Origin of the sequence: Neorhizobium sp. LjRoot104 (assembly GCF_964253725.1) — a bacterium.
In the GTDB taxonomy this organism is placed as follows: Bacteria; Pseudomonadota; Alphaproteobacteria; order Rhizobiales; family Rhizobiaceae; genus Neorhizobium.
In genome coordinates, this window is sequence record NZ_CAXURS020000001.1 from 3,444,043 (window position 1) to 3,462,605 (window position 18,563).

General features: G+C 63.6%; 22 protein-coding genes. 11 read left to right on the forward strand and 11 right to left on the reverse strand.

Going from position 1 to position 18,563, the window contains the following annotated elements; all coding sequences use genetic code 11:
• The first annotated feature begins 5 nt into the window (after window positions 1-5).
• The 6 genes from ACSQ8R_RS17030 (at window position 6) to ACSQ8R_RS17055 (ending at window position 7,516) form a co-directional block, all read left to right on the forward strand.
• Window positions 6-2,489 carry a hypothetical protein gene (locus tag ACSQ8R_RS17030; RefSeq protein WP_436254468.1) on the forward strand — a complete coding sequence of 828 codons (2,484 nt, stop codon included), beginning with the start codon at window positions 6-8 and terminating at the stop codon, window positions 2,487-2,489.
• 47 nt (window positions 2,490-2,536) lie between these two features.
• Window positions 2,537-3,808 (forward strand): ABC transporter substrate-binding protein, encoded by a 1,272-nt coding sequence (locus tag ACSQ8R_RS17035; protein ID WP_436255504.1) that lies wholly within the window; start codon window positions 2,537-2,539, stop codon window positions 3,806-3,808.
• A 197-nt stretch (window positions 3,809-4,005) separates the two neighbouring features.
• The gene (locus ACSQ8R_RS17040) at window positions 4,006-5,022 is read left to right on the forward strand and encodes a carbohydrate ABC transporter permease (RefSeq protein ID WP_436254469.1); all 1,017 of its coding nucleotides are present in this window, start codon (window positions 4,006-4,008) and stop codon (window positions 5,020-5,022) included.
• Window positions 5,022-6,074 (forward strand): carbohydrate ABC transporter permease, encoded by a 1,053-nt coding sequence (locus tag ACSQ8R_RS17045; RefSeq protein ID WP_436254470.1) that lies wholly within the window; start codon window positions 5,022-5,024, stop codon window positions 6,072-6,074. The genes ACSQ8R_RS17040 and ACSQ8R_RS17045 overlap by 1 nt, the downstream gene beginning before the upstream one ends.
• 9 nt (window positions 6,075-6,083) lie before the next feature.
• Window positions 6,084-7,166: an ABC transporter ATP-binding protein gene (locus tag ACSQ8R_RS17050; protein ID WP_436254471.1), complete on the forward strand. Its 1,083-nt coding sequence runs from the start codon at window positions 6,084-6,086 to the stop codon at window positions 7,164-7,166.
• 107 nt (window positions 7,167-7,273) lie between these two features.
• On the forward strand, window positions 7,274-7,516 hold the full coding sequence (locus tag ACSQ8R_RS17055) for a DUF6719 family protein (RefSeq protein ID WP_436254472.1): 243 nt from the start codon (window positions 7,274-7,276) through the stop codon (window positions 7,514-7,516).
• A 59-nt stretch (window positions 7,517-7,575) separates the two neighbouring features.
• On the opposite strand, the gene ACSQ8R_RS17060 is transcribed toward ACSQ8R_RS17055, so the two are convergent.
• Window positions 7,576-8,469 carry an alpha/beta hydrolase family protein gene (locus ACSQ8R_RS17060; RefSeq protein ID WP_436254473.1) on the reverse strand — a complete coding sequence of 298 codons (894 nt, stop codon included), beginning with the start codon at window positions 8,467-8,469 and terminating at the stop codon, window positions 7,576-7,578.
• A gap of 512 nt (window positions 8,470-8,981) precedes the next feature.
• Here ACSQ8R_RS17060 and ACSQ8R_RS17065 point away from each other — a divergent pair.
• The 4 genes from ACSQ8R_RS17065 (at window position 8,982) to ACSQ8R_RS17080 (ending at window position 10,815) form a co-directional block, all read left to right on the forward strand.
• Window positions 8,982-9,371 (forward strand): hypothetical protein, encoded by a 390-nt coding sequence (locus ACSQ8R_RS17065; protein ID WP_436254474.1) that lies wholly within the window; start codon window positions 8,982-8,984, stop codon window positions 9,369-9,371.
• 49 nt (window positions 9,372-9,420) lie between these two features.
• Window positions 9,421-10,185, forward strand: coding sequence for a bifunctional 2-polyprenyl-6-hydroxyphenol methylase/3-demethylubiquinol 3-O-methyltransferase UbiG (gene ubiG / locus ACSQ8R_RS17070; RefSeq protein ID WP_436254476.1), 765 nt, complete (start codon window positions 9,421-9,423; stop codon window positions 10,183-10,185).
• A gap of 62 nt (window positions 10,186-10,247) precedes the next feature.
• Window positions 10,248-10,517 (forward strand): type II toxin-antitoxin system ParD family antitoxin, encoded by a 270-nt coding sequence (locus tag ACSQ8R_RS17075; protein ID WP_436254477.1) that lies wholly within the window; start codon window positions 10,248-10,250, stop codon window positions 10,515-10,517.
• Window positions 10,471-10,815: a type II toxin-antitoxin system RelE/ParE family toxin gene (locus ACSQ8R_RS17080; protein ID WP_436254478.1), complete on the forward strand. Its 345-nt coding sequence runs from the start codon at window positions 10,471-10,473 to the stop codon at window positions 10,813-10,815. Before ACSQ8R_RS17075 ends, ACSQ8R_RS17080 begins: the two co-directional genes overlap by 47 nt.
• Before the next feature lie 238 nt (window positions 10,816-11,053).
• Here the strand turns inward: ACSQ8R_RS17080 and ACSQ8R_RS17085 are convergent, their stop codons facing one another.
• The 4 genes from ACSQ8R_RS17085 to ACSQ8R_RS17100 form a co-directional block, all read right to left on the reverse strand.
• Window positions 11,054-11,482, reverse strand: a complete 429-nt coding sequence (locus ACSQ8R_RS17085) for a DUF1178 family protein (RefSeq protein ID WP_436254479.1) — start codon at window positions 11,480-11,482, stop codon at window positions 11,054-11,056.
• Complete coding sequence (locus tag ACSQ8R_RS17090; protein ID WP_436254480.1) at window positions 11,479-12,333, reverse strand: carbon-nitrogen hydrolase family protein; 855 nt, start codon at window positions 12,331-12,333, stop codon at window positions 11,479-11,481. The genes ACSQ8R_RS17085 and ACSQ8R_RS17090 overlap by 4 nt, the downstream gene beginning before the upstream one ends.
• Before the next feature lie 12 nt (window positions 12,334-12,345).
• Window positions 12,346-12,603, reverse strand: coding sequence for a glutaredoxin 3 (gene grxC / locus ACSQ8R_RS17095; protein WP_436254481.1), 258 nt, complete (start codon window positions 12,601-12,603; stop codon window positions 12,346-12,348).
• A 70-nt stretch (window positions 12,604-12,673) separates the two neighbouring features.
• Window positions 12,674-13,450, reverse strand: coding sequence for a ComF family protein (locus tag ACSQ8R_RS17100; protein WP_436255505.1), 777 nt, complete (start codon window positions 13,448-13,450; stop codon window positions 12,674-12,676).
• Between the two features lie 58 nt (window positions 13,451-13,508).
• On the opposite strand from ACSQ8R_RS17100, the gene ACSQ8R_RS17105 reads away from it, so the two are divergent.
• On the forward strand, window positions 13,509-14,381 hold the full coding sequence (locus ACSQ8R_RS17105) for a class I SAM-dependent methyltransferase (protein ID WP_436254482.1): 873 nt from the start codon (window positions 13,509-13,511) through the stop codon (window positions 14,379-14,381).
• 5 nt (window positions 14,382-14,386) lie between these two features.
• On the opposite strand, the gene ACSQ8R_RS17110 is transcribed toward ACSQ8R_RS17105, so the two are convergent.
• The 6 genes from ACSQ8R_RS17110 to ACSQ8R_RS17135 form a co-directional block, all read right to left on the reverse strand.
• Window positions 14,387-14,560, reverse strand: coding sequence for a Flp family type IVb pilin (locus tag ACSQ8R_RS17110; protein ID WP_436254483.1), 174 nt, complete (start codon window positions 14,558-14,560; stop codon window positions 14,387-14,389).
• A gap of 46 nt (window positions 14,561-14,606) precedes the next feature.
• On the reverse strand, window positions 14,607-14,927 hold the full coding sequence (locus tag ACSQ8R_RS17115; RefSeq protein WP_436254484.1) for a hypothetical protein: 321 nt from the start codon (window positions 14,925-14,927) through the stop codon (window positions 14,607-14,609).
• Window positions 14,928-15,034: 107 nt separating this feature from the next.
• On the reverse strand, window positions 15,035-15,448 hold the full coding sequence (gene mutT / locus ACSQ8R_RS17120; RefSeq protein ID WP_436254485.1) for an 8-oxo-dGTP diphosphatase MutT: 414 nt from the start codon (window positions 15,446-15,448) through the stop codon (window positions 15,035-15,037).
• Entirely contained in the window at window positions 15,445-16,227 is a 783-nt protein-coding gene (locus tag ACSQ8R_RS17125; protein ID WP_436254486.1) for a GNAT family N-acetyltransferase, read from the reverse strand. Before ACSQ8R_RS17125 ends, mutT begins: the two co-directional genes overlap by 4 nt.
• A 6-nt stretch (window positions 16,228-16,233) precedes the next feature.
• Complete coding sequence (gene argJ, locus ACSQ8R_RS17130; protein ID WP_436254487.1) at window positions 16,234-17,475, reverse strand: bifunctional glutamate N-acetyltransferase/amino-acid acetyltransferase ArgJ; 1,242 nt, start codon at window positions 17,473-17,475, stop codon at window positions 16,234-16,236.
• Between the two features lie 60 nt (window positions 17,476-17,535).
• Complete coding sequence (locus ACSQ8R_RS17135) at window positions 17,536-18,408, reverse strand: peptidylprolyl isomerase (RefSeq protein ID WP_436254488.1); 873 nt, start codon at window positions 18,406-18,408, stop codon at window positions 17,536-17,538.
• Window positions 18,409-18,563: the final 155 nt, after the last annotated feature.

An 18,563-nucleotide genomic window follows, 5' to 3' on the forward strand; every position in this document is an offset into this window, starting at 1 on the left:
CGACCATGAATCCCGAAGCAAACTGGATGCGAAAGACGTTGAAGCCGGGCGAAGCCGTCCGGTACTGGCAGCTCGGCGCCATTGCGCAGGAGCGTTTCGACGTGCCGGATGCCCCGATGAAGGGCGAGATGGACCCGTTCTTCTTCCTGACCAAGGTCAAGAACTTCATCCCGCACGAATATCCGTGCCGCACCATCTTCGCCGAGACCTACCGCGGCAAGCGCCCGGACGTCCGCGGCTCCTTCGATGCCACCCGCTGGTGGCTGCCTTTCGGTTCGCCGCGGCTCGATCTCTCCGGCTTCTGGTTCCGCCCGACCCGGCTCGCCACCTGGACCCGCACCTATATCGAGGCTGAAACCGCCGGCACCGCGAAGATCCGCCTCGGCACCTGCGGCGGCGCGGTCATCTGGGTCAACGGCACGGAAGCCGGCTGGATGGCGCCCTATAGCCGCAATCTCGAAGCCAAGCAGGAATTCGAACTGCCGCTGGTCGCCGGCCTCAACGAGATCACCCTGTTCTTCGACGACCTCGCCGAGCGCGACGCCCGCTATTTCTACCAGTTCGACTATCTCTCCGGCCCGGCTGCCAGCGTCGCCCTGCCGGTCCCGGTCACAAGCGCCGTCGCCGCGAGCCTCGAAAAGGCGCTCGACACCATGTATTTCGACCGCCAGCATTATTTCGGCGGCGATATCACCTTGGCTCTCTCCGCGCCCCTGCCGGTCGAGGTGAAGGTCAATGTCGCGGTCGAGGGCGACTTCATGTCGCGCGAGCGCTTCGATTACGACTTCACCCTGGCCGCCGGCGCCACCAGCCTCAATATCGGCCCGTCGGAAAAGGCGCCCGCCGATTTCCGCCACTTCCGCATCACCCTCAATGCCGGCGGCTTCGTCGTCTCCCGTTCGCTCGGCGTCGAGATCTGCCATGCCGAAAGCCAGGGCCAGGCTCCTGCATCCCTGAGCGATCGTATCGCCGAGACCCTGACCCAGATTTCGGAAAATTCCGAGCGCGATACCGTGCGTGCCTTCGCCCGCCTCGCAAGCGGCCGTTCCGGTCCCGATACGGATGCGATGATCGAGGAAATCCTGCCCTCGATCGAAGACTGCCACGACTGCGCCGACTTCTCGCTGGTGCCGCTCATCTGGTCGCGCACCGTCTGGGGCAAGGACATCAACGAAAAGACCAGGAACCGCATCGACGGCGCCATCCTCAACTATCGCTACTGGATGGATGAGCCGGGCAATGACGTGCAGTGGTATTTTTCCGAAAACCACGCCCTGCTCTTCCACACCTCCGCCTATCTCGCCGGCAGCCTCCTCCCAGACGCCACCTTCGTCCGTTCCGGCCGTAAAGGTTCGGAGCAGGCGAAGGTCGGTGCCGCCCGCGTCCGCGCCTGGCTCGACCATTTCGAACACTGGGAAATGGCCGAGTTCAACTCGGCGCCCTATTTCCCGATCGACCTCAAGGGCCTGACGGCGCTTGCCGCGCTCTCCCCGGATAAGGATATCGCCGATCGCGCCAAGGCCGGCATCGTCCGCCTCTGCGAAATCATCGCCCGCTCCGCCCATCACGGCATGGTGACGGCAGCACAGGGCCGCTCCTACGAGCACACGCTCTGCGCCGGCCGCTCGCTGGAACTGTCGGGCGTCGCCCGCCTGCTCTGGGGCAAGGGCTGGTACGGCCGCCGCGTCCATTGCCTGCCGCAGATGGCGGTGTGCCTGCGCGACCACGGCCTTGAAATCCCGGCCGAGTTCGCAGCGATTGCCGATCACCGCGGCAGCCAGCATCAGGAATGGCGTTTCGCCCAGGGCGAAAATTCCTTCGCGGCGCTTTATCATTACAAGGGCGAGCATTTCGCCATGGGCTCAGCGGTTCATTACCGCTGGGACGAATGGGGTTACCAGGAAACCATCCTGCACCTGCGTCTCGGCGACAAGCCCGAAGCCGCCATCTGGATCAACCATCCGGGCGAGACCATCCAGTTCGGTTACGGCCGCCCGTCCTATTGGGGCGGCTGCGGCACCATCCCGCGCGCCCAGCAATATCGCGGCCTCGCCGTCCTCGAATTCACCACCTACGAGGAACAGCCGGATTTCACCCATGCCTGGTTCCCCAAGGCCGAGTTCGACGAAACCAGCGTTTCCGGCGGCGTGGCGCTTGCCCGCTCAGGCAAGGGCGCCGTCATGCTGCTCAGCCCCTCGAAGCTGCAGGCCGTGACCGAGGGACCGTCTGCAGGGGCTGAACTGCGCCAGTACGGCCAGAAGACCCGCTGGATCGTCCGCGTCTGCGAATCCGACAATCTCACGGCCGTCGAGTACCGTTTCGCCGGGCTCGCCCCGAGACAGGAATCCGACGGCACCGTCGTTGTCGAGGACCCGGAATATGGTACCGTCCGCTTCAGGAAGGACGGCTCCGTGGAGGCCGAAGGCCGCGTCATCGCGCGGGCGGATTATACAGTAAAAGGCGAAGCAACCATGCTGAGCGCTTCGTAATCTAAAAACCGGACGGGTGGAGGCCCGTCCATTCAGAGGAGGAAATGATCATGAAAACCAAATCGCTTTTGGCGGGCGCAGCACTCGCCCTTCTCATGTCGACGGCGGCACATGCCGGCGACGTGCGGATCATGTGGTATTCGGACGGCGTCGAAGGCGACGTCATGAAGGACCTCGTCGGCCGTTTCATGAAGGAAAACCCCGGCATCAACGTCATTCTCGACAACGTTGCCTACAGCGTCATCAAGGATCAGCTGCCCGTCCAGCTCGAAGCCGGCAACGGCCCCGATATCGCCCGCGTCACGGCGATCAAGGACCTTTCCAAGCATTGGCTCGACCTGCGTCCACTGGTCAAGGACGCCAAATACTGGGACGATAATTTCGGCGCCCAGGCCGACTGGATGCGCCCGGACGGCTCCAAGCAGATCTCCGGCTTCATGACGCAGATCACGCTGACCGGCGGTTATGCAAACAAGACCCTGTTCGACCAGGCCGGCGTACCGCTGCCGGGCCCGAAGGCCACCTGGGAAGAATGGGCAGCCGCTTCCAAGAAGGTCAAGGATAGCCAGAAGCTTCCGTTCGCCATGGCGATCGACCGTTCCGGCCACCGCCTGACCGCTCCGCTCCTGTCCTACGGCGCCAACTATGTCGGAAAGGACGGCAAGCCCGCTCCGCTCGACAAGGGCGCCAAGGACTTCCTGACCAAGTTCGTCGGTTGGGTCGGCGAAGGCTCCTTCGCCAAGGACGTCTGGGTCTCGGCAGCCGGCTCGACCTACCGCGCCGCGGCCGAGGATTTCATCAACGGCCAGCTCGCCTTCTATTATTCCGGTTCCTGGCAGGTGGCGAACCTCACCACCAAGATCGGCAACAGCTTTGACTGGGTCGCGACCGGCAGCCCCTGCGGTCCGGCAGCCTGCACCGGCATGCCCGGCGGCGCGGCACTGGTCGCGGTGAAATACACCAAGAACCCGAAGGACGTCGCAGCCGTGATGGACTGGTTCGCCCAGGAGAAGATCGTCAAGGAATTCTCCGAGCGCACCCTCTTCCTGCCCGGCCACAAGGGCGTCGTCGACAAGGGCGGTCTCGACTTCAAGACCGACAACGCCTTCGCCAAGGCTGCACTGACCAAATATGTCGAGGCATCCAAGACCACCTCCGACACCGCTCTGAAGCTTCCCGGCTGGCGCTGGTCCGACACGGTCTATGCCGCGATCGTCACCCGCGTCGGTCAGACCCTTGCCGGCGAACTGAAGCTTGAAGACGCGTTCACGCGCATCGACGCCGATATCGCCCAGAAGGTCAAGGACAGCGGCCTTTGATGGCCAGCATTGGGGTGAGCCCCTCACCCCGCCTCCGCTCCGCTCGGCGCACCCTCTCCCCGCAAGCGGGGCGAGGGGAACGGCGACGGCGCGGCCTATTCCTTCTCCCCGCCTGCGGGGAGAAGGTGCCGTCAGGCGGATGAGGGGCAAGCCCCCGCCATCCGGATAAGAAGACAAGGGAGGGATGGAATACCAACATGAGCACGACGTCTCTCAGCGACCGCCTCGGCAGCCTCCTCATGGCGCCTGTGCATCTCCTGATGCGCATCATCGACATACCGCTTCGCGCCGTCCAGAAAGCGGCGGGCATCGGCGGCATGGCGACCGTATTCCTTGCCCCGAACATGCTGATCTTCGGCATTTTCGTGCTGCTGCCCCTCGTCATCAACTTCGTCTACTCGATGACCGGCGGCACCGCCTTTTTCCTTTCCGAGCGCAATTTCGTCGGCGCCGATCAGTATCAGCGCCTATTCACCTGCGCGAATTATCTCGACCCGATGTCCTGCCAGGAGGATGCCTTCTGGACCGCCGTCGGTAACACGTTCTGGTTCGTCGTCCTGCAGGTGGCGCTGATGATCCTCGTGTCGCTGATCACGGCACTGATCCTAAACCGCGATCTCGCCGCCCGTTCCTTCTGGCGCGCCGTGTTCTTCTTCCCGGTCCTGCTGTCGCCGGTCGTCGTCGGCCTGATCTGGAAATGGATCCTGCAGCGCCAGGGCCTCCTGAATTTCGGCCTCTACCAGTTCGGCATCGAGCCCTATACCTGGCTCACCGACCGTAACTGGACCTTCATCGCCACGATCGGCGTATCGATCTGGGCGCATATGGGCCTCTACACGCTGATCCTGCTCGCCGGCCTGCAGGCGATCCCGAAGGATCTCTATGAAGCCGCCGAAATGGACGGCACCAAGCCGGCGCGCGTCTTCCGGCGCATCACGCTGCCGCTTCTCACGCCGAACCTTCTGGTCGTCGTCGTCCTCGCGCTGATCAAGGCCGTGCAGATTTTCGACGAGGTCTACGTGCTGACCGGCGGCGGTCCGGGCACCAGCACGCTCTATCTGACCCAGTATATCTACGAGACCGGCTTTGCCTCGGCGCTCCGCAATCCGGGCCTCGCCGCTGCCGCCTCGATCCTGATGGGCCTCGTGCTCGTGGTGCTTACTCTGGTCCAGCTCGGCATCGGCCAGCGTAGCGAAAAGAAGGGGAAACGCTAATGGGTGTCGCCTCCCGCTTCATTCTGCGCCGCCGCGGCGGCAAAAGCTGGCACTGGACGGATATCGTCACCTGGGTCTGGCTCATCGGCGGCCTGATCATCATGTTCGGCCCGGCCGTCTGGCTTGCCTTCTCGTCCTTCAAGACGCCGGCCGCCCTTGCCGAATTCCCGCCGTCGATCCTGCCCTATGTCACCAGCCAGGCGACCGTGCAGGGCTACGACAAGCCGCTGCAGCTCTTCGAGGCCAAGATGCCGGACGGTTCGACCAAGGTGCTGGCCGAGGTGCGCCGCATCGGCCTCGTCGCCCAGATGGTCGATCCGAAGACGCCCGGCGAAATCGTCCGCATCAACATCAACGACCGCACCCCGGTCCGCTCGGTCTCGTTCGCGACGGAAAACTACACGACGCCCTTCACCCAGTTCGATTTCCTGCGCTACCTGTGGAACTCGGTCTTCGTGACGGTAACGGCAACGCTGATCACCCTGATCGTCAACTCCATGGCGGCCTTCGCGCTGTCCAAATACGAGTTCAAGGGCCGCTCGCTCGCCATGCTGATCATCCTTGCAACGCTGATGGTGCCGCTGTCGGTGATCATGGTGCCGCTCTATTCGATCATCTCGTCGCTCGGGCTGTTCAACAGCCTCTGGGGTGTCATCCTGCCGACGGTGGCGACCCCGACCGGCGTCTTCATCCTGCGTCAGTACATGCTTACCATTCCCGACGAGCTGATCGATGCTGCGCGCATGGACAAGGCGTCCGAATGGCAGATCTACTGGCGCATCGTCCTGCCGCTGACGGCACCGGCGCTCGCCGTACTGGCGATCTTCTCGGTCGTCTGGCGCTGGAACGACTTCCTGTGGCCGCTGATCGTCCTGTCACGGCGCGAGCTCTACACCCTGCAGGTGGGCCTCAGCATCTATTCCGGCGAACTGAACGTCCAGTGGCACTTCATCCTGGCGATGACCGTCGTCACCATGATCCCGGTCGTGCTTGTCTTCATCTTCCTGCAGCGTTTCATCACCACCGGCATTGCCGGCACCGGCCTGAAGTAAGGATCCCCGATGGGCGAGATCACACTCACCAAAATCAAGAAATCCTTCGGCGCAGTCGACGTCCTGAAGGACATCGACCTCGATATCAAGGACGGCGAGTTCATCGTTTTCGTCGGCCCGTCCGGCTGCGGAAAATCGACCTTGCTGCGCACCATCGCCGGCCTTGAAAAGGTCTCGAGCGGCGAGATCGAGATCGACGGCAAGCGCGTCAACGAGGTTTCGGCCGCCGACCGCGGCCTGGCCATGGTCTTCCAGTCCTATGCGCTCTACCCGCATATGAGCGTGCGTCAAAACCTCGCCTTCGGGCTTGAAAATTCCAATATGCCCAAGACCGAGGTGGCCGATCGAATCAACGAAGCCGCCCGCATGCTGGAGATCGAGCCCTATCTCGAGCGCCGGCCCGGCCAGCTTTCCGGGGGCCAGCGCCAGCGCGTCGCGATCGGCCGCGCCATCGTGCGCCGCCCGACCGCCTTCCTGCTCGACGAGCCGCTGTCGAACCTCGACGCCGAGCTGCGCGTCTCGACCCGCGCCGAACTCGCGGCGCTCCACGCGCGCCTCGGCTCGACGATGATCTACGTCACCCACGACCAGGTGGAGGCGATGACGCTTGCCCACCGGATCGTCGTCATGCGGGCCGGCAAGATCGAACAGGTCGGCACCCCGCTCGACCTCTACAACACGCCCGCCAACCGCTTCGTCGCCGGCTTTATCGGCGCACCGCACATGAACTTTCTGGCCGGCGAAGTCGCCGGGCTGGAAACCGGCACAGCGACGCTTACCACCACGGGAGGCCACCGCCTTCTCGTGCCGTTCTCGGGCCATTCCCTGTCTGTCGGCGACAAGCTGACGATCGGCATCCGCCCGCAGCACATCACGCTCGCGAATGATCCGGGAAGCCTCACGGTCAAGGTGCGGCTGGTCGAGGCGCTCGGCTCCGAAACGGTCATCCATGCGGATCTGAAGGGCGAGAAACTCCTCGCCGTCGTTCCCGGCCAGAAGCAGCTTTCTCCGGGAGACGAGGCCCACTTCTCCGTCGCCGGAGCCCCGCTGCACCTGTTCGACCGCAATGGATTGAGGGTGAAAGGGAGCTAATCCCACCCCTCGTCCGATCGAGCCCGCCTCAACCGGAAGATCGAATGGTCGGCCGATTGCGCGAACGGTACAATCCCTCACCAACCGCAGCGGGAGGAGAGGTTCCGATGTTCCGTATATCCCTGATCCTATTGTTGGCCGTGGTCTTCGCGGGACCGGTCGCGTTATCCCCGGCCAATGCCCAGACCAGGATGGTCAAGACCAAGCCGACGCCGGCGACGATGGCGGCCGGCGAGTCCGTCCTGTTCGACGACAAGAGCTGCCCCGCCGGCATGATCGCGCGATATACCAAATCGCAGCGCAAGGAGCAGATCGGCAAGAGATGCGTGCATCTGAACGGCACGCGGTAGAGCGGCAGGACCGGTGCGAAAGCCCGGGCCGAACGGCACCGCTCGTCTGACCGATATCCTCAGAGATAACCCTTGAAGAAGGCCAGCATCGCCCGCCGCATCGCCTCGGTCTCGCGATGGCCGACGCCTGCCTCCGGCAGGAAAACCAGCGCGCCGAGCGCTTCGGCCTTAAGGTAGGCGGCCTCCGTTTCGGCAAAGGCGCGTTCCACCGCGTCAGGCGGCGTCAACGGGTCGTCCCAGCCGATGCAGATCAGCTGCGGCCGCGGCGCTGCTAGTCCGGCGATCTCGCCGGTCGAGGTCTCCTTGAGCAGCCCCGGCACGGTCAGGTAATGCCCGTGCAGGTCATGCGCGCCGGCCTCGACCAGCGTCGCGAAATCGGCGTAGCAACACAGATGCGCCGCGGCCTTCACCCTCGGATCGAGCGCCGCGAGGAAATAGGCGAGCGTCGCCCCCATCGACAGGCCGGCGACGCCGATCCTCTGCGCATCTACCTCCGGCCGCCCTGCAAGCCAGGTGAGCGCCGCGGCCTGCTCGGACAGCATCTGCCCGAACAGCGTTTTCCCGTGCCAGAGTGCCGCCTTGGTCGCCGCATCCTCGGTCTGCCCGGCGCGCTCGCCGAATGTCGGCATGTCGATGCACAGCACCACATACCCCTCGCGTGCCAGCGCCGGCCCCGGCGCATCGAGCAGGGCCGGCCGGCCGTCGATCAGTTCCGATGCGCCGATATCCCAGCGGGCGCCATGCGCATGGGCATGCAGGATCGCCGGTCCGGCGGTCAAGAACCCCTCGCTCGGCCGGGTCAGGAAACCGCGCACGTCCGTGCCGTCGCCCAGGCGAAACTGCAGTCTCTCGAGAATATAGCCGTCGCGGATTTCGGTGGAACTGTCCGACAGCGTCAGGGATACCTCCTCGAAAGCGAGCAGCTCCTTCAATCGCTCGACCGTGATCGCCATTGTCCCTCCTCCCGACTCGCCATCCAGCCCTCCAAGCGGGGATGACTGCCTTTCATGCCCTGCGGCTTTTCAGAGACATAGACGAAATCTCGTCCCCTTTCATCCCCGTCTCGCCGTCCCGCGCCTAGAATCCCCACGTCCCGCTTCGGCTACACCGGCCCGCATGACCGGCGAGGCGGGACCGGTGCCCTGGCGATCCGCTGTCATGCAGGTGGGCCATCAGGGGCTGCGCAGAAAATGGTCTCCCTCTCGCCTCAAGGCGGGGCGTGCGTGTGTCGCACACAACCCGGTATGGCATCCGTGCTCATTTCCACGGAGTTAAATTCCATACCGCCGCAGAGGGACCGGAGTTGCGCGGAAAAACATGACCGAACGGGGCACGTCGCGTGTCACCTAACTAAATTCATACGAGGCACACGACGTGTCCCGGCCGAACCTCGGGTTTCACCCGGAAATGAAAATAACCACGATCGCCAAGGGTTTATTGCGTCCTGAAACAGCGGAGGAAAATCATGGATCAGCCCGACCTCAGCGAATATGAAGCACTTCGCGCCGAGCAGCATGAGGAACTCTGTCGTCTTGCCGCCACGCTCGCCTTAATCACGCACAGGGTTTGCCGCCTGCGCGCATGCCGGCGCAGGCGCGTCTGCAGCGGGCCGATGATGGCGTCTCCGCACCAGGCGGGAAAGGTCCGCGCCCAGCGGGAAATCGGTTTGAGCGGCCACGCCTGCGCCAACCTTCCGATCTGTATCGCTCACCGGGAACCGGAATATTATGAAATCTTCAGGCAGACGACGGAGAGCGTCCGGGACATGCGGGCGGATGAGCCCGATATCGGCTTGCTGCTCGGCACGTTCATCCAGGCTGCGGCAATGCGGCGCCCGAAGCGCAAGGTCTCTTGACTTCTCTCGTCTGCCGTCCGACTTCAACGATAGAACAAGGAGCAGGACCATGACCGAAGCCGCCCGCAACACGCTCGATCCCCGCACCACGATCGACCAGAGCGAGGTCGACCGGTTTTCCGCGATGGCCGCGGAATGGTGGGACCCGACCGGCAAGTTCAAGCCGCTGCACAAGTTCAACCCCGTTCGCCTTGCCTATCTCCGCGACCGCATTGCCGAGAATTTCGGCCGCGATCCAAAGGGCCACCTGCCGCTGTCGGGCCTGCGCGTGCTCGATATCGGCTGCGGCGGCGGCCTGCTGTCGGAACCGGTCGCCCGCATGGGCGCAACCGTCGTCGGCGCCGACCCGTCGGAAAAGAACATCGGCATCGCCTCCACCCATGCGGCGGAAACCGGAACCTCGGTCGACTACCGGGCCGTCACCGCCGAACAGCTCGCCGAAGCCGGCGAGACTTTCGATGTGGTGCTGAACATGGAAGTGGTGGAGCACGTCTCCGACGTCAATTTCTTCATCACCACCTGCGCCAACATGGTCCGCCCCGGGGGCCTGATGTTCGTCGCCACCATCAACCGCACCTTCAAGGCAGGCGCGCTGGCGATCTTCGCCGCGGAAAATATCCTGCGCTGGCTGCCCCGCGGCACCCATCAATACGAAAAGCTGGTCCGCCCGGAAGAACTGGAAAAGCCGATCTCCTCTGCCGGCATGGACATCATCCACCGCACCGGCGTCTTCTTCAATCCTCTCCAGGACCGCTGGAACCTGTCGCCGGACATGGACGTCAACTACATGATGCTGGCGAAACGGCCGGCGTAAGACAACTTCCGCCGCCTGCCATTTCCGTGATAGGCTTTGGAACTTGCTTCTGGAGAGACCGAATGGGCGAGGCCGTGAAAATCACCGTGACGCTGGAGCCGGACATCCAGGATTTCGTGCGCGACGAGGTCGAGCGCGGATCGTTTGCTTCAATGAGCGAATATATCGAGACGGTCTTGCGCCAGCGCCAGGAGCGCGAACGCGCACGCCAGCAGCTGGATGCGGAACTGCAGAAGGGTCTTGACGATGTTCGGGCCGGCCGGGTGGTGCCGATCGACGAAGCATTTGCGGAAGTCCGCAAACGGTTGGGCATCACCAAAAGCGGGCAGTGATGAAGTCACCCTTTCTCGGGAAGCCATCGAGGATCTCGTCAGGATCGGCGACCATATCTTTCCGTCAAATCCTGCTCGTGCAGATACTTTCGTCACCGAATTGGAGAGCAAATGCCTTCAATTGGCGGAAATGCCACTCGCTTTCTCCAAAGTACCTCATGGTAGCTCGGCCCATATCCGTCGTCGGCCGCATGGCAGCTATCTCATTTTTTACGAAGTTCTGGATACCGAGGTAGTCGTCTTGAGGGTTCTCCACGGCGCACAGGACTACAAAAGCATCCTCTTTCCCGACGACTGATCATCCCCGCCCTCTCCCGCTCGGCTACACTCCGACCGAAAGCACATGCGCGAGCCGATCCATCTGCTTCTGCGCATTGCGCGTCGCGATCCGGCGCACTCGGGCACGGTCGATGGCAACTCTTTCACCGTCCGGCCCGCAGGGTTCTTTGAAATGGAAACCCTTTGCGCTCGGCCCATGGTCGTGGAGATGTTCGAACCGCTCCACTCCCGCTGCCCGATCGGGCCGTCCCGCCCGTTCAGTTCGTGTCTTCGGGGATGACCGGCAGCGGTGCGATCTCGATGCCTTCATCGAGAAGGTCGCGCACCTCGCCGAGGCTCGCCTGGCCGATGATGCCGCGGGCATCCGCCTCGCCGTAATGGATCTTGCGGGCTTCCTCGGGGAATTTTTCACCCACGTCCTCGGCATTGGCCTTGATCGCTGCAACCGCTTCCTTGAGCTTGGCGATCGCTTCCTGGCGGGCCAGGTCCATCACCATCGCCTGCTTCTCTTCCTTCTTTCGGGCGGTCGAAACAGAGGGCGCCATCAGCGTTTTGGAGACCGAGGCGGAATTGCAGACCGGACAGGTGAGGAACCCGCTCGCCACCTGCCGGTCGAAGTCGGCGCTTTCCGAAAACCAGCCTTCGAACGTGTGGGCGTTGTCGCAGGAGAGCGAATACTTGATCAAGCGGCCACCTCTCCCGCCGCGTCCGTAACCGCATCGAGCGAGAACTCACGGGCGTTCTTGAGGTTCGGGATCTTGCCGCGCGCCGACGAAACGGCGGCGATGTCGATATCGGCGAGCACCACGCCTTCACCGGTGCCGCCGGCTGCCGCCAGGACCTTGCCCCAGGGATCGACGATCATCGAATGGCCGAAGGTTTCGCGGCCGTCCTCATGCACGCCGGCCTGGGCGGCAGCGATCACGAAGGCGCCGTTCTCGATCGCCCGGGCACGCAGCAGGATTTCCCAATGGGCCTCGCCGGTCTGGCGGGTAAAGGCGGCCGGCACGGTCAGGATCTCGGCGCCGGCCAAGGCTTCCGTGCGGAAAAGCTGCGGGAAACGGACATCGTAGCAGATCGCGAACCCAAGCTTGCCGAATGGCAGGTCCGCGACACGGGCTTCGTCGCCCGGCTCATAGGCCGAGCTTTCGCGCCAGCTCTCGCCATTGTCCAGATCGACATCGAACATATGGATCTTGTCATAGGTGCAGATCTGCCGGCCCCCCGGCGCGAACAGGAAGGCGCGGTTGGCGATCTTGCCGCCATCGACGGCGATCGCCGTCGAGCCGATATGCAGGTGGATGCCGAGTTCGCTCGCGAGGCTGCGGGCGGTCGAGACGATGATATCGCCCGCCTCGTCGCGCAGCACGGCGCGCATCGCCTTGCGGTCCCGCTGCAGGAAGCCGGTCATCTCCGGCGTCTGGACATAGATCGCGCCGTGAGCCGCGGCCTCACGCACCAGCCGCGCCATATCGGCGGCGTTCTTTTCCGGATCGGCGCCGGAACACATCTGGATGGCAGCAGCCTTGAAAGCCATGGGAAAAACCTCTCAGTTCGCCAGCATCGGGTCCAGCTTGCCGGACCGGTCGAGTGCGTGCAGATCGTCGCAGCCGCCGACATGCGTGCCGTCGATGAAGATCTGCGGGAAGGTCGCACGACCGTTCGCCTTGCCGATCATCTCCTGGCGCAATTCCTGCGAATAGGTCGCGTCATGCTCGGTATAGGAAACGCCTTTCGTCTCCAGCAATGCCTTGGCGCGTGCGCAGTAACCGCAATATTCGCGGGTATAAATAGTGACCTCTGCCATGATCGTCTCCGGGCGCGGCCCAGGGGGAAGGAAGTCGGGGACAGGCCGCGCGCAATAGTGCCTTGTTCTGTCATATAGGCGCGGCAACAGCCATTGCAAAGGTCAAAACCGTGACCTCCGCGGCACCCGCTTTCTTCAATGCGCGGGTGGCGGATGAAACCGTCGCACCGGTCGTATAGACATCGTCGATCAGCACCAGCCGCTTGCCGAAGATGCGGTCCTCATGGCCCGGCGCGACCGCAAAGGCCGCCCGCACGTTGTCCTCGCGGGCCCGCGCCGAAAGCCCGACCTGCCGGTTGGTGCGCTTGACGCGGACGAGGGTGGAGGCGAGGAACGGCCGGCCGGATTTCTGCGACAGATGCCGGGCGAGTTCCGCCGCCTGGTTGAATTTCCGTGAGGCAAAACGGGAGCGATGCAGCGGTACGGGCAGGATGGCGTCGCAGGCTTCAACATGCCCGTCCGAGGCGCGCAGCATCCAGCCAGCCATCATGCCCGCAAGATCGGTGCGGTCGCGGTATTTCAGCGAATGGACGAGGTCGCGGGCCGCCCCTTCGAAGATTGCTGCCGAACGAAGGCGGTCGAAGACGGGCGGGTCGGCAATGGCCTGGGCGGACAGGATGCCCGGCCCCGGATCGTAGGAAAACGGCAGGCCGAGCTTCTCGCAATAAGGCCGCTCGATGAAACGGATCTCCCGCCAGCAGGACGGGCAGAAGCCCTGATGCGCGCCGGTCCTGATGCCGCAGCCGGGGCAGGTCGGCGGATAGACGAAATCGCCGGCCCATCTCGTCCACCCCACGGCAAACGATGTTAAAAGTCGCAGGGCATTGACGTAGGGCTCGGCGGACATGACTTGACAATAGCGGACGGAGCGCGCCTTTGCGACGGCAGAATACGAGTGGACGGCCATGGAAATTCTTTTCGACGAACAGCTGGTGAGCGCACGGCGCAGACGCGCGATAACCGCCGGGGACAGCAGCGCCGCCTTCCTCCTCGACATCGCCGGCCGCGAGCTTGCAGACCGGCTGTCGGTCGTCGAACGCAAGTTCGAGACGGCGGTCGAACTCCACGGCGGAACCGGCATCGCCGCCCGCGAGGCGCTTGCCACCGGCAAGATCGGCACCTTGAGCCGCGTCGAGACGGATGCCGCCTTCGCAGGCCCCGGTGAAGCTTTCACCACGGCTCCGTTCGAAGACGTCCCCCTCGAACCCGGCACCGTCAATCTGGTCCTGTCGCCGCTGTCGCTGCATCTGGTCAACGACACGCCCGGCACGTTGATCCGCATCCGCCGGGCACTGAAGCCCGATGGGCTTTTCCTGGCGGCGATCCCCGGCTCCGGCACGTTGCAGGAAATGCGCGACGTCCTTCTGTCCGCAGAGGCGGAGCTGACGGGCGGCGCGAGCCCTCGCGTCATTCCGTTTGCCGATGTACGCGATGTCGGCGTCCTGCTGCAGCGCGCCGGTTTCTCGCTGCCGGTCGTCGATGCAGAGACCTACACGGTGCGTTACGACTCACTCTTCCCGCTGATGCGCGACCTGCGCGCCATGGGCATGACCAATCCGCTCGCCGGCCGCAGCCGCGTGCCGGTGACGAGGCGTTTCTTCGTAAGGGCTGCAGAACTCTATGCGGAACGTTATTCCGATCCGGACGGCCGTATCCGAGCCACGTTCTCGATCATCTACGCATCCGGCTGGGCACCGCACGAAAGCCAGCAGAAGCCGCTGAAGCCGGGCTCCGCCAAGATGCGGTTGGCCGACGCATTGCGCAGGGAAACGGAATAGCAGCGTTAGCGGGTAGCGTCTTCGTAGGTATTCGCGATGCCGCCGAACATGTTGTTCATCAGGTCGTAATAGCTGCCGAGCGCCGCAAACAGAGTGAGCGCCAGGATGGAAACGATGAGGCCATATTCCACGGCCGTTGCGCCGCTGTTATTCTTCAGAAGCAATCTGAAACGGCGCATGGAAAATCCTTCGAACCAAAATATGCGAGCTTAAAAGACCCGAGTATCAGCAGTCGTTGCCCACGCCGTAGCCCTGTACGATGCAGACCGAGCCGGGCGTTTCCTGCAATACGCTGCGCCGGATCGTATAATGTCTCGCGCCCTTTTCGCCGGGCTTGATGGAGCCCGTGCTGATCAGGTCGAAATCCTCCTGGACATGCGCCAGCCGGCGCTCGTCATTGCGGCCGGCGAGCATCGGCGTCACGATCAGCGAAAGAGCGATCGCGGCCGTCCCGAACAGAAGAGCGATATTGAGCGCGCCGGTTTTGCCGGAGCCATGCGTCGTCCGCTGACGGACCCGCACAGTTTTCCAGAATTCCTCGTCCATGCCTTCTAAAGCCTCATCAACGCGTTACCGGATAAGCCTTGAAGGTGCCACAACCGGCTAAACGATCCCTTAACGCCGTATAAATTCGACCGTTCTAATTTTATCGATCAGAGCAGGTCCTGCAGGATCGGGATCAGCGGCTCGTCGGCCGGCGGCATCGGGTAGTCCCTGAGTGCGTTCGGCCGCACCCATTTGATCGCCTGCCCTTCCCTGCCCGTCGGAATGCCTTCGAAGCGACGGCAGACATAGAGCGGCATCAGCAGGTGGAAGGTCTCGTAGGTGTGGCTGGCGAAGGTGAGCGGGGCAAGGCATGGAATCTTGGTGACAATGCCCAACTCTTCCTCGAGCTCGCGCACCAGCGTCTCCTCGGGCGTCTCACCGGGCTCCACCTTGCCGCCGGGAAACTCCCAGAGGCCGGCCAGCGACTTGCCTTCGGGACGCTGCGCGAGAAGGATGCGGCCGTCGGTATCGATCAGCGCGCAGGCGGCGACGAGCAGGATCTTGCGGGAGGCGTCGGTCATGCCAGGCCTTCCTGCCGCCAATAACGGTACTCGTAGGCCTTGCGGAAGCCGAACTTCCGATAAAGCGCCATCGCCGGTTCGTTGCTCGAAACCACCTGCAGCCAGGCCGAACGCGCCCCGCTGATGCGAGCCCAGCGCAGCGCCGAGGAGAGGATTTCGGTGCCCACGCCCTCGCGCCGATGCTCCTGGGCCACGGCAAAGGAGATGATGCCGGCAAGGTCGTTGTCCTGGACGCAGAGCGCCACGGCCGTGGCCCGCTCCTGCGGATTCTCCTTGATGAAGAAGCCGGAGGTTGGCTTGATCGAACTCAGGATCTCGGCAAGCGCCGGTTTCAGGCCCACATCCTCGCCATCGACCGCAAGGCTCGCATCGCAGAACCGGCCGATATCGTGGCTCGGCAGGTGATCGAGCGTGTCCGGCAGTTCCAGTTCGGTGAGGTTGACGGTCAGCACGTCGACGGTCTCGAACACCCGCCAGCCGGCGGCGTCGAGATGTTCGATAAGCTTGGGAGGAGCGAGCGGCGTCTCCCGGACGACCAGCTGACGGCCGTAATTCTCGAACCGCTTGCGCGCCTTCTCGAGCCGCACCGACATGTCGCGATGATCGGACGGATCAAGTGGGACAATACAGTTCAATCGCTTGGACGGGTGACCGCCGGTCAGGCGAACCTGCCAGCTTCCGTCATAAACGACGGACGCGGCCGGCCAGGCCCGAAAGCCGACGGCCTCGAGCCGCCTGACCAATGGCAGATCGTTATGAGGAGAGGATGCCTCGTTCAATTCCCGTCAGCTCCGGTAGTCGCCGTTGATGGCAACATATTCCTTGGTGAGGTCGCAGGTCCAGACGGTCGCCTTGCCGTCACCGAGACCGATATCGACCTTCACCGGAATGTCCTGTTCCTTCATGACGGCGGTGGTCGCGGCTTCGGAATAGGCCGGATCGCGCTCGCCGTCGACGGCGACGCGCACGTCGCCGAACCAGATCGCCAGCCGGTCGCGGTCGGCCATTTCGCCGGACTTGCCGACGGCCATGACGATGCGGCCCCAATTTGCATCCTCGCCGGCAATCGCCGTCTTGACCAGCGGCGAATTGGCGATCGACAGCGCGATCGTCTTGGCGGCGGCATCGCTTTCGGCGCCGGTGACGGTGATCTCGACCATCTTGCGCGCCCCTTCGCCGTCGCGGACGACCTGCAGGGCCAGATCCTTGAGCAGGTCGTTGAGCGCGGCGCGGAAGCTCGCCAGACGCGGATCGTCGGCGGTTTCGACACGGGTCTGGCCGTCCGCAGCCGCGGCGCCGGTCGCAAACAGCATCAGCGTATCGGAGGTCGAGGTGTCGCTGTCGACGGTGACCGAGTTGAAGCTCGGGCCGACGCCGGCGGAAAGCAGGCTCTGCAGCGCCGGCGATGCGATATCGGCGTCCGTCGCCACGAAGGAGAGCATGGTCGCCATGTCGGGGGCGATCATGCCGGCGCCCTTGGAAATGCCGTTGATCGTCACCGTGACGCCGCCGATCTCGGCGGTGCGGGTCGCGACCTTCGGATAGGTATCGGTGGTCATGATCGCTCGTGCCGCTTCGAGCCAGAAATCGCCGGTGGCGCCCGAGTTCATGTCGCCGAGCACGCCCGCGAACTTGGTCGCATCGAGCGGTTCGCCGATCACACCGGTCGAAGCGAGATAGACCTCGTTCTCGCCGCAGCCGACCGCCTCGGAAGCCGACTTCGCGGTCAGCGCCGTCGCAGCCTTGCCCTTGACGCCGGTAAAGGCGTTGGCATTGCCCGAATTGACGACCACCGCCCGCGCCACCCCGTGCGACAGATTGGCGCGGCAGAAATCGACCGGCGCCGAAGGGCATTTGGAGCGGGTGAAGACGCCGGCGACGGTCGCGGGCTCGTCGAACACCATCAGCAGCACGTCGGTGCGGTTCTTGTACTTGATGCCGGCGGCGGCAGTCGCCATGCGCACGCCGCGGATCGCCGGCATGGCGGGATAGGATTTCGGAGCGAGCGGCGAAACGGAATCGGACATCGGAAATTACCTGGCTCAAATATGGAGAGGGCCCGGAAAATCCGGGCCCGTGATCGAGAATTACTGCTGGACCGGCGCGTCGCCCGCGTCCTGCATCTTGCTGACGTCTTCATAACCCTTCTTGAGGGCTTCGTCCTTGATGTCGATCTTCTGCTCGCTCTTGGCCTTGGTGATGAGAGCGACGTACTTGTCGCGCATCACCAGCTGCTTGACCTGGTCCTCGACCTGCTCGAAAGCGGGGGCCGGGGCGTCGCGGGTGTCTTCGAGCTTGATGACGTGGAAGCCGAACTGCGACTTGACCGGCGTCTTGGTATATTCGCCCTTCTTCAGCGCAAAAGCGGCTTCCTCGAATTCCGGAACCATGCGGCCGCGACCGAACCAGCCGAGATCGCCGCCTTCGTCCTTGTTGCTGTCCTGCGACTTTTCCTTGGCGATCGCCGCGAAATCCTTGCCCTTGTCGAGATCGGCGATGACCGCCTTGGCCTCGTCCTCGGTCTTCACGAGGATGTGGCGGGCATGCACTTCTTCCTGCTTCGGCAGGGAGGCGATTTCCTTGTCGTAGCGGGCCTTGACCTCTGCCGGGGTGGTGGCATCGATCACATGCTTGCGGAAATAGGCGTTATGCAGCTCGCGGTCGGCGATATAGTCCATCCGCTTCTTGAAGTCCGGCGTGTCCTTGATGCCTTCGGCGAGAGCGCCCTTGGCGAGCAGCTTGACGTCGATGGCGCCGGAAAGGGCTGCGACCTTCTTCTGATCGTCCGGAAGCTGGGCGAGCTGCGGGTCGAGGTTCTGGACGGCAATGTCAAGTTCCGACTGATGGATTTCCAGGTCACCGACCTTCGCGACGACCGCGTCTTCCGCCGCGAAGGCGGGAGCCTGGCAGAGGATCGCAGCGGCCAGCGCGGCGGTCATGAGAAATTTGTGGCGCAACATCGATAAAGACCTTTCGATAGGGAAACCGGTTTCAGAACGTCTGATTCCGGCCAGAAAACCTTCACAAACACCGGATTGTGGCCATTCTGTATCGGCCGCCACCGTTGACATCATTCGACCCCCCTCTTATCTGTCACGCAACTTGGCGTCCAGCA

Coding starts and splice junctions, on each gene's coding strand:
- ACSQ8R_RS17030 (WP_436254468.1), top strand. CDS start 6: ATGAATCCCGAAGCAAACTGGATGCGAAAGACGTTGAAGCCGGGCGAA.
- ACSQ8R_RS17040 (WP_436254469.1), top strand. CDS start 4,006: ATGAGCACGACGTCTCTCAGCGACCGCCTCGGCAGCCTCCTCATGGCG.
- ACSQ8R_RS17045 (WP_436254470.1), top strand. CDS start 5,022: ATGGGTGTCGCCTCCCGCTTCATTCTGCGCCGCCGCGGCGGCAAAAGC.
- ACSQ8R_RS17050 (WP_436254471.1), top strand. CDS start 6,084: ATGGGCGAGATCACACTCACCAAAATCAAGAAATCCTTCGGCGCAGTC.
- ACSQ8R_RS17055 (WP_436254472.1), top strand. CDS start 7,274: ATGTTCCGTATATCCCTGATCCTATTGTTGGCCGTGGTCTTCGCGGGA.
- ACSQ8R_RS17060 (WP_436254473.1), bottom strand. CDS start 8,469: ATGGCGATCACGGTCGAGCGATTGAAGGAGCTGCTCGCTTTCGAGGAG.
- ACSQ8R_RS17065 (WP_436254474.1), top strand. CDS start 8,982: ATGGATCAGCCCGACCTCAGCGAATATGAAGCACTTCGCGCCGAGCAG.
- ubiG (WP_436254476.1), top strand. CDS start 9,421: ATGACCGAAGCCGCCCGCAACACGCTCGATCCCCGCACCACGATCGAC.
- ACSQ8R_RS17075 (WP_436254477.1), top strand. CDS start 10,248: ATGGGCGAGGCCGTGAAAATCACCGTGACGCTGGAGCCGGACATCCAG.
- ACSQ8R_RS17090 (WP_436254480.1), bottom strand. CDS start 12,333: ATGGCTTTCAAGGCTGCTGCCATCCAGATGTGTTCCGGCGCCGATCCG.
- grxC (WP_436254481.1), bottom strand. CDS start 12,603: ATGGCAGAGGTCACTATTTATACCCGCGAATATTGCGGTTACTGCGCA.
- ACSQ8R_RS17100 (WP_436255505.1), bottom strand. CDS start 13,450: ATGTCCGCCGAGCCCTACGTCAATGCCCTGCGACTTTTAACATCGTTT.
- ACSQ8R_RS17105 (WP_436254482.1), top strand. CDS start 13,509: ATGGAAATTCTTTTCGACGAACAGCTGGTGAGCGCACGGCGCAGACGC.
- ACSQ8R_RS17110 (WP_436254483.1), bottom strand. CDS start 14,560: ATGCGCCGTTTCAGATTGCTTCTGAAGAATAACAGCGGCGCAACGGCC.
- ACSQ8R_RS17115 (WP_436254484.1), bottom strand. CDS start 14,927: ATGGACGAGGAATTCTGGAAAACTGTGCGGGTCCGTCAGCGGACGACG.
- mutT (WP_436254485.1), bottom strand. CDS start 15,448: ATGACCGACGCCTCCCGCAAGATCCTGCTCGTCGCCGCCTGCGCGCTG.
- argJ (WP_436254487.1), bottom strand. CDS start 17,475: ATGTCCGATTCCGTTTCGCCGCTCGCTCCGAAATCCTATCCCGCCATG.
- ACSQ8R_RS17135 (WP_436254488.1), bottom strand. CDS start 18,408: ATGTTGCGCCACAAATTTCTCATGACCGCCGCGCTGGCCGCTGCGATC.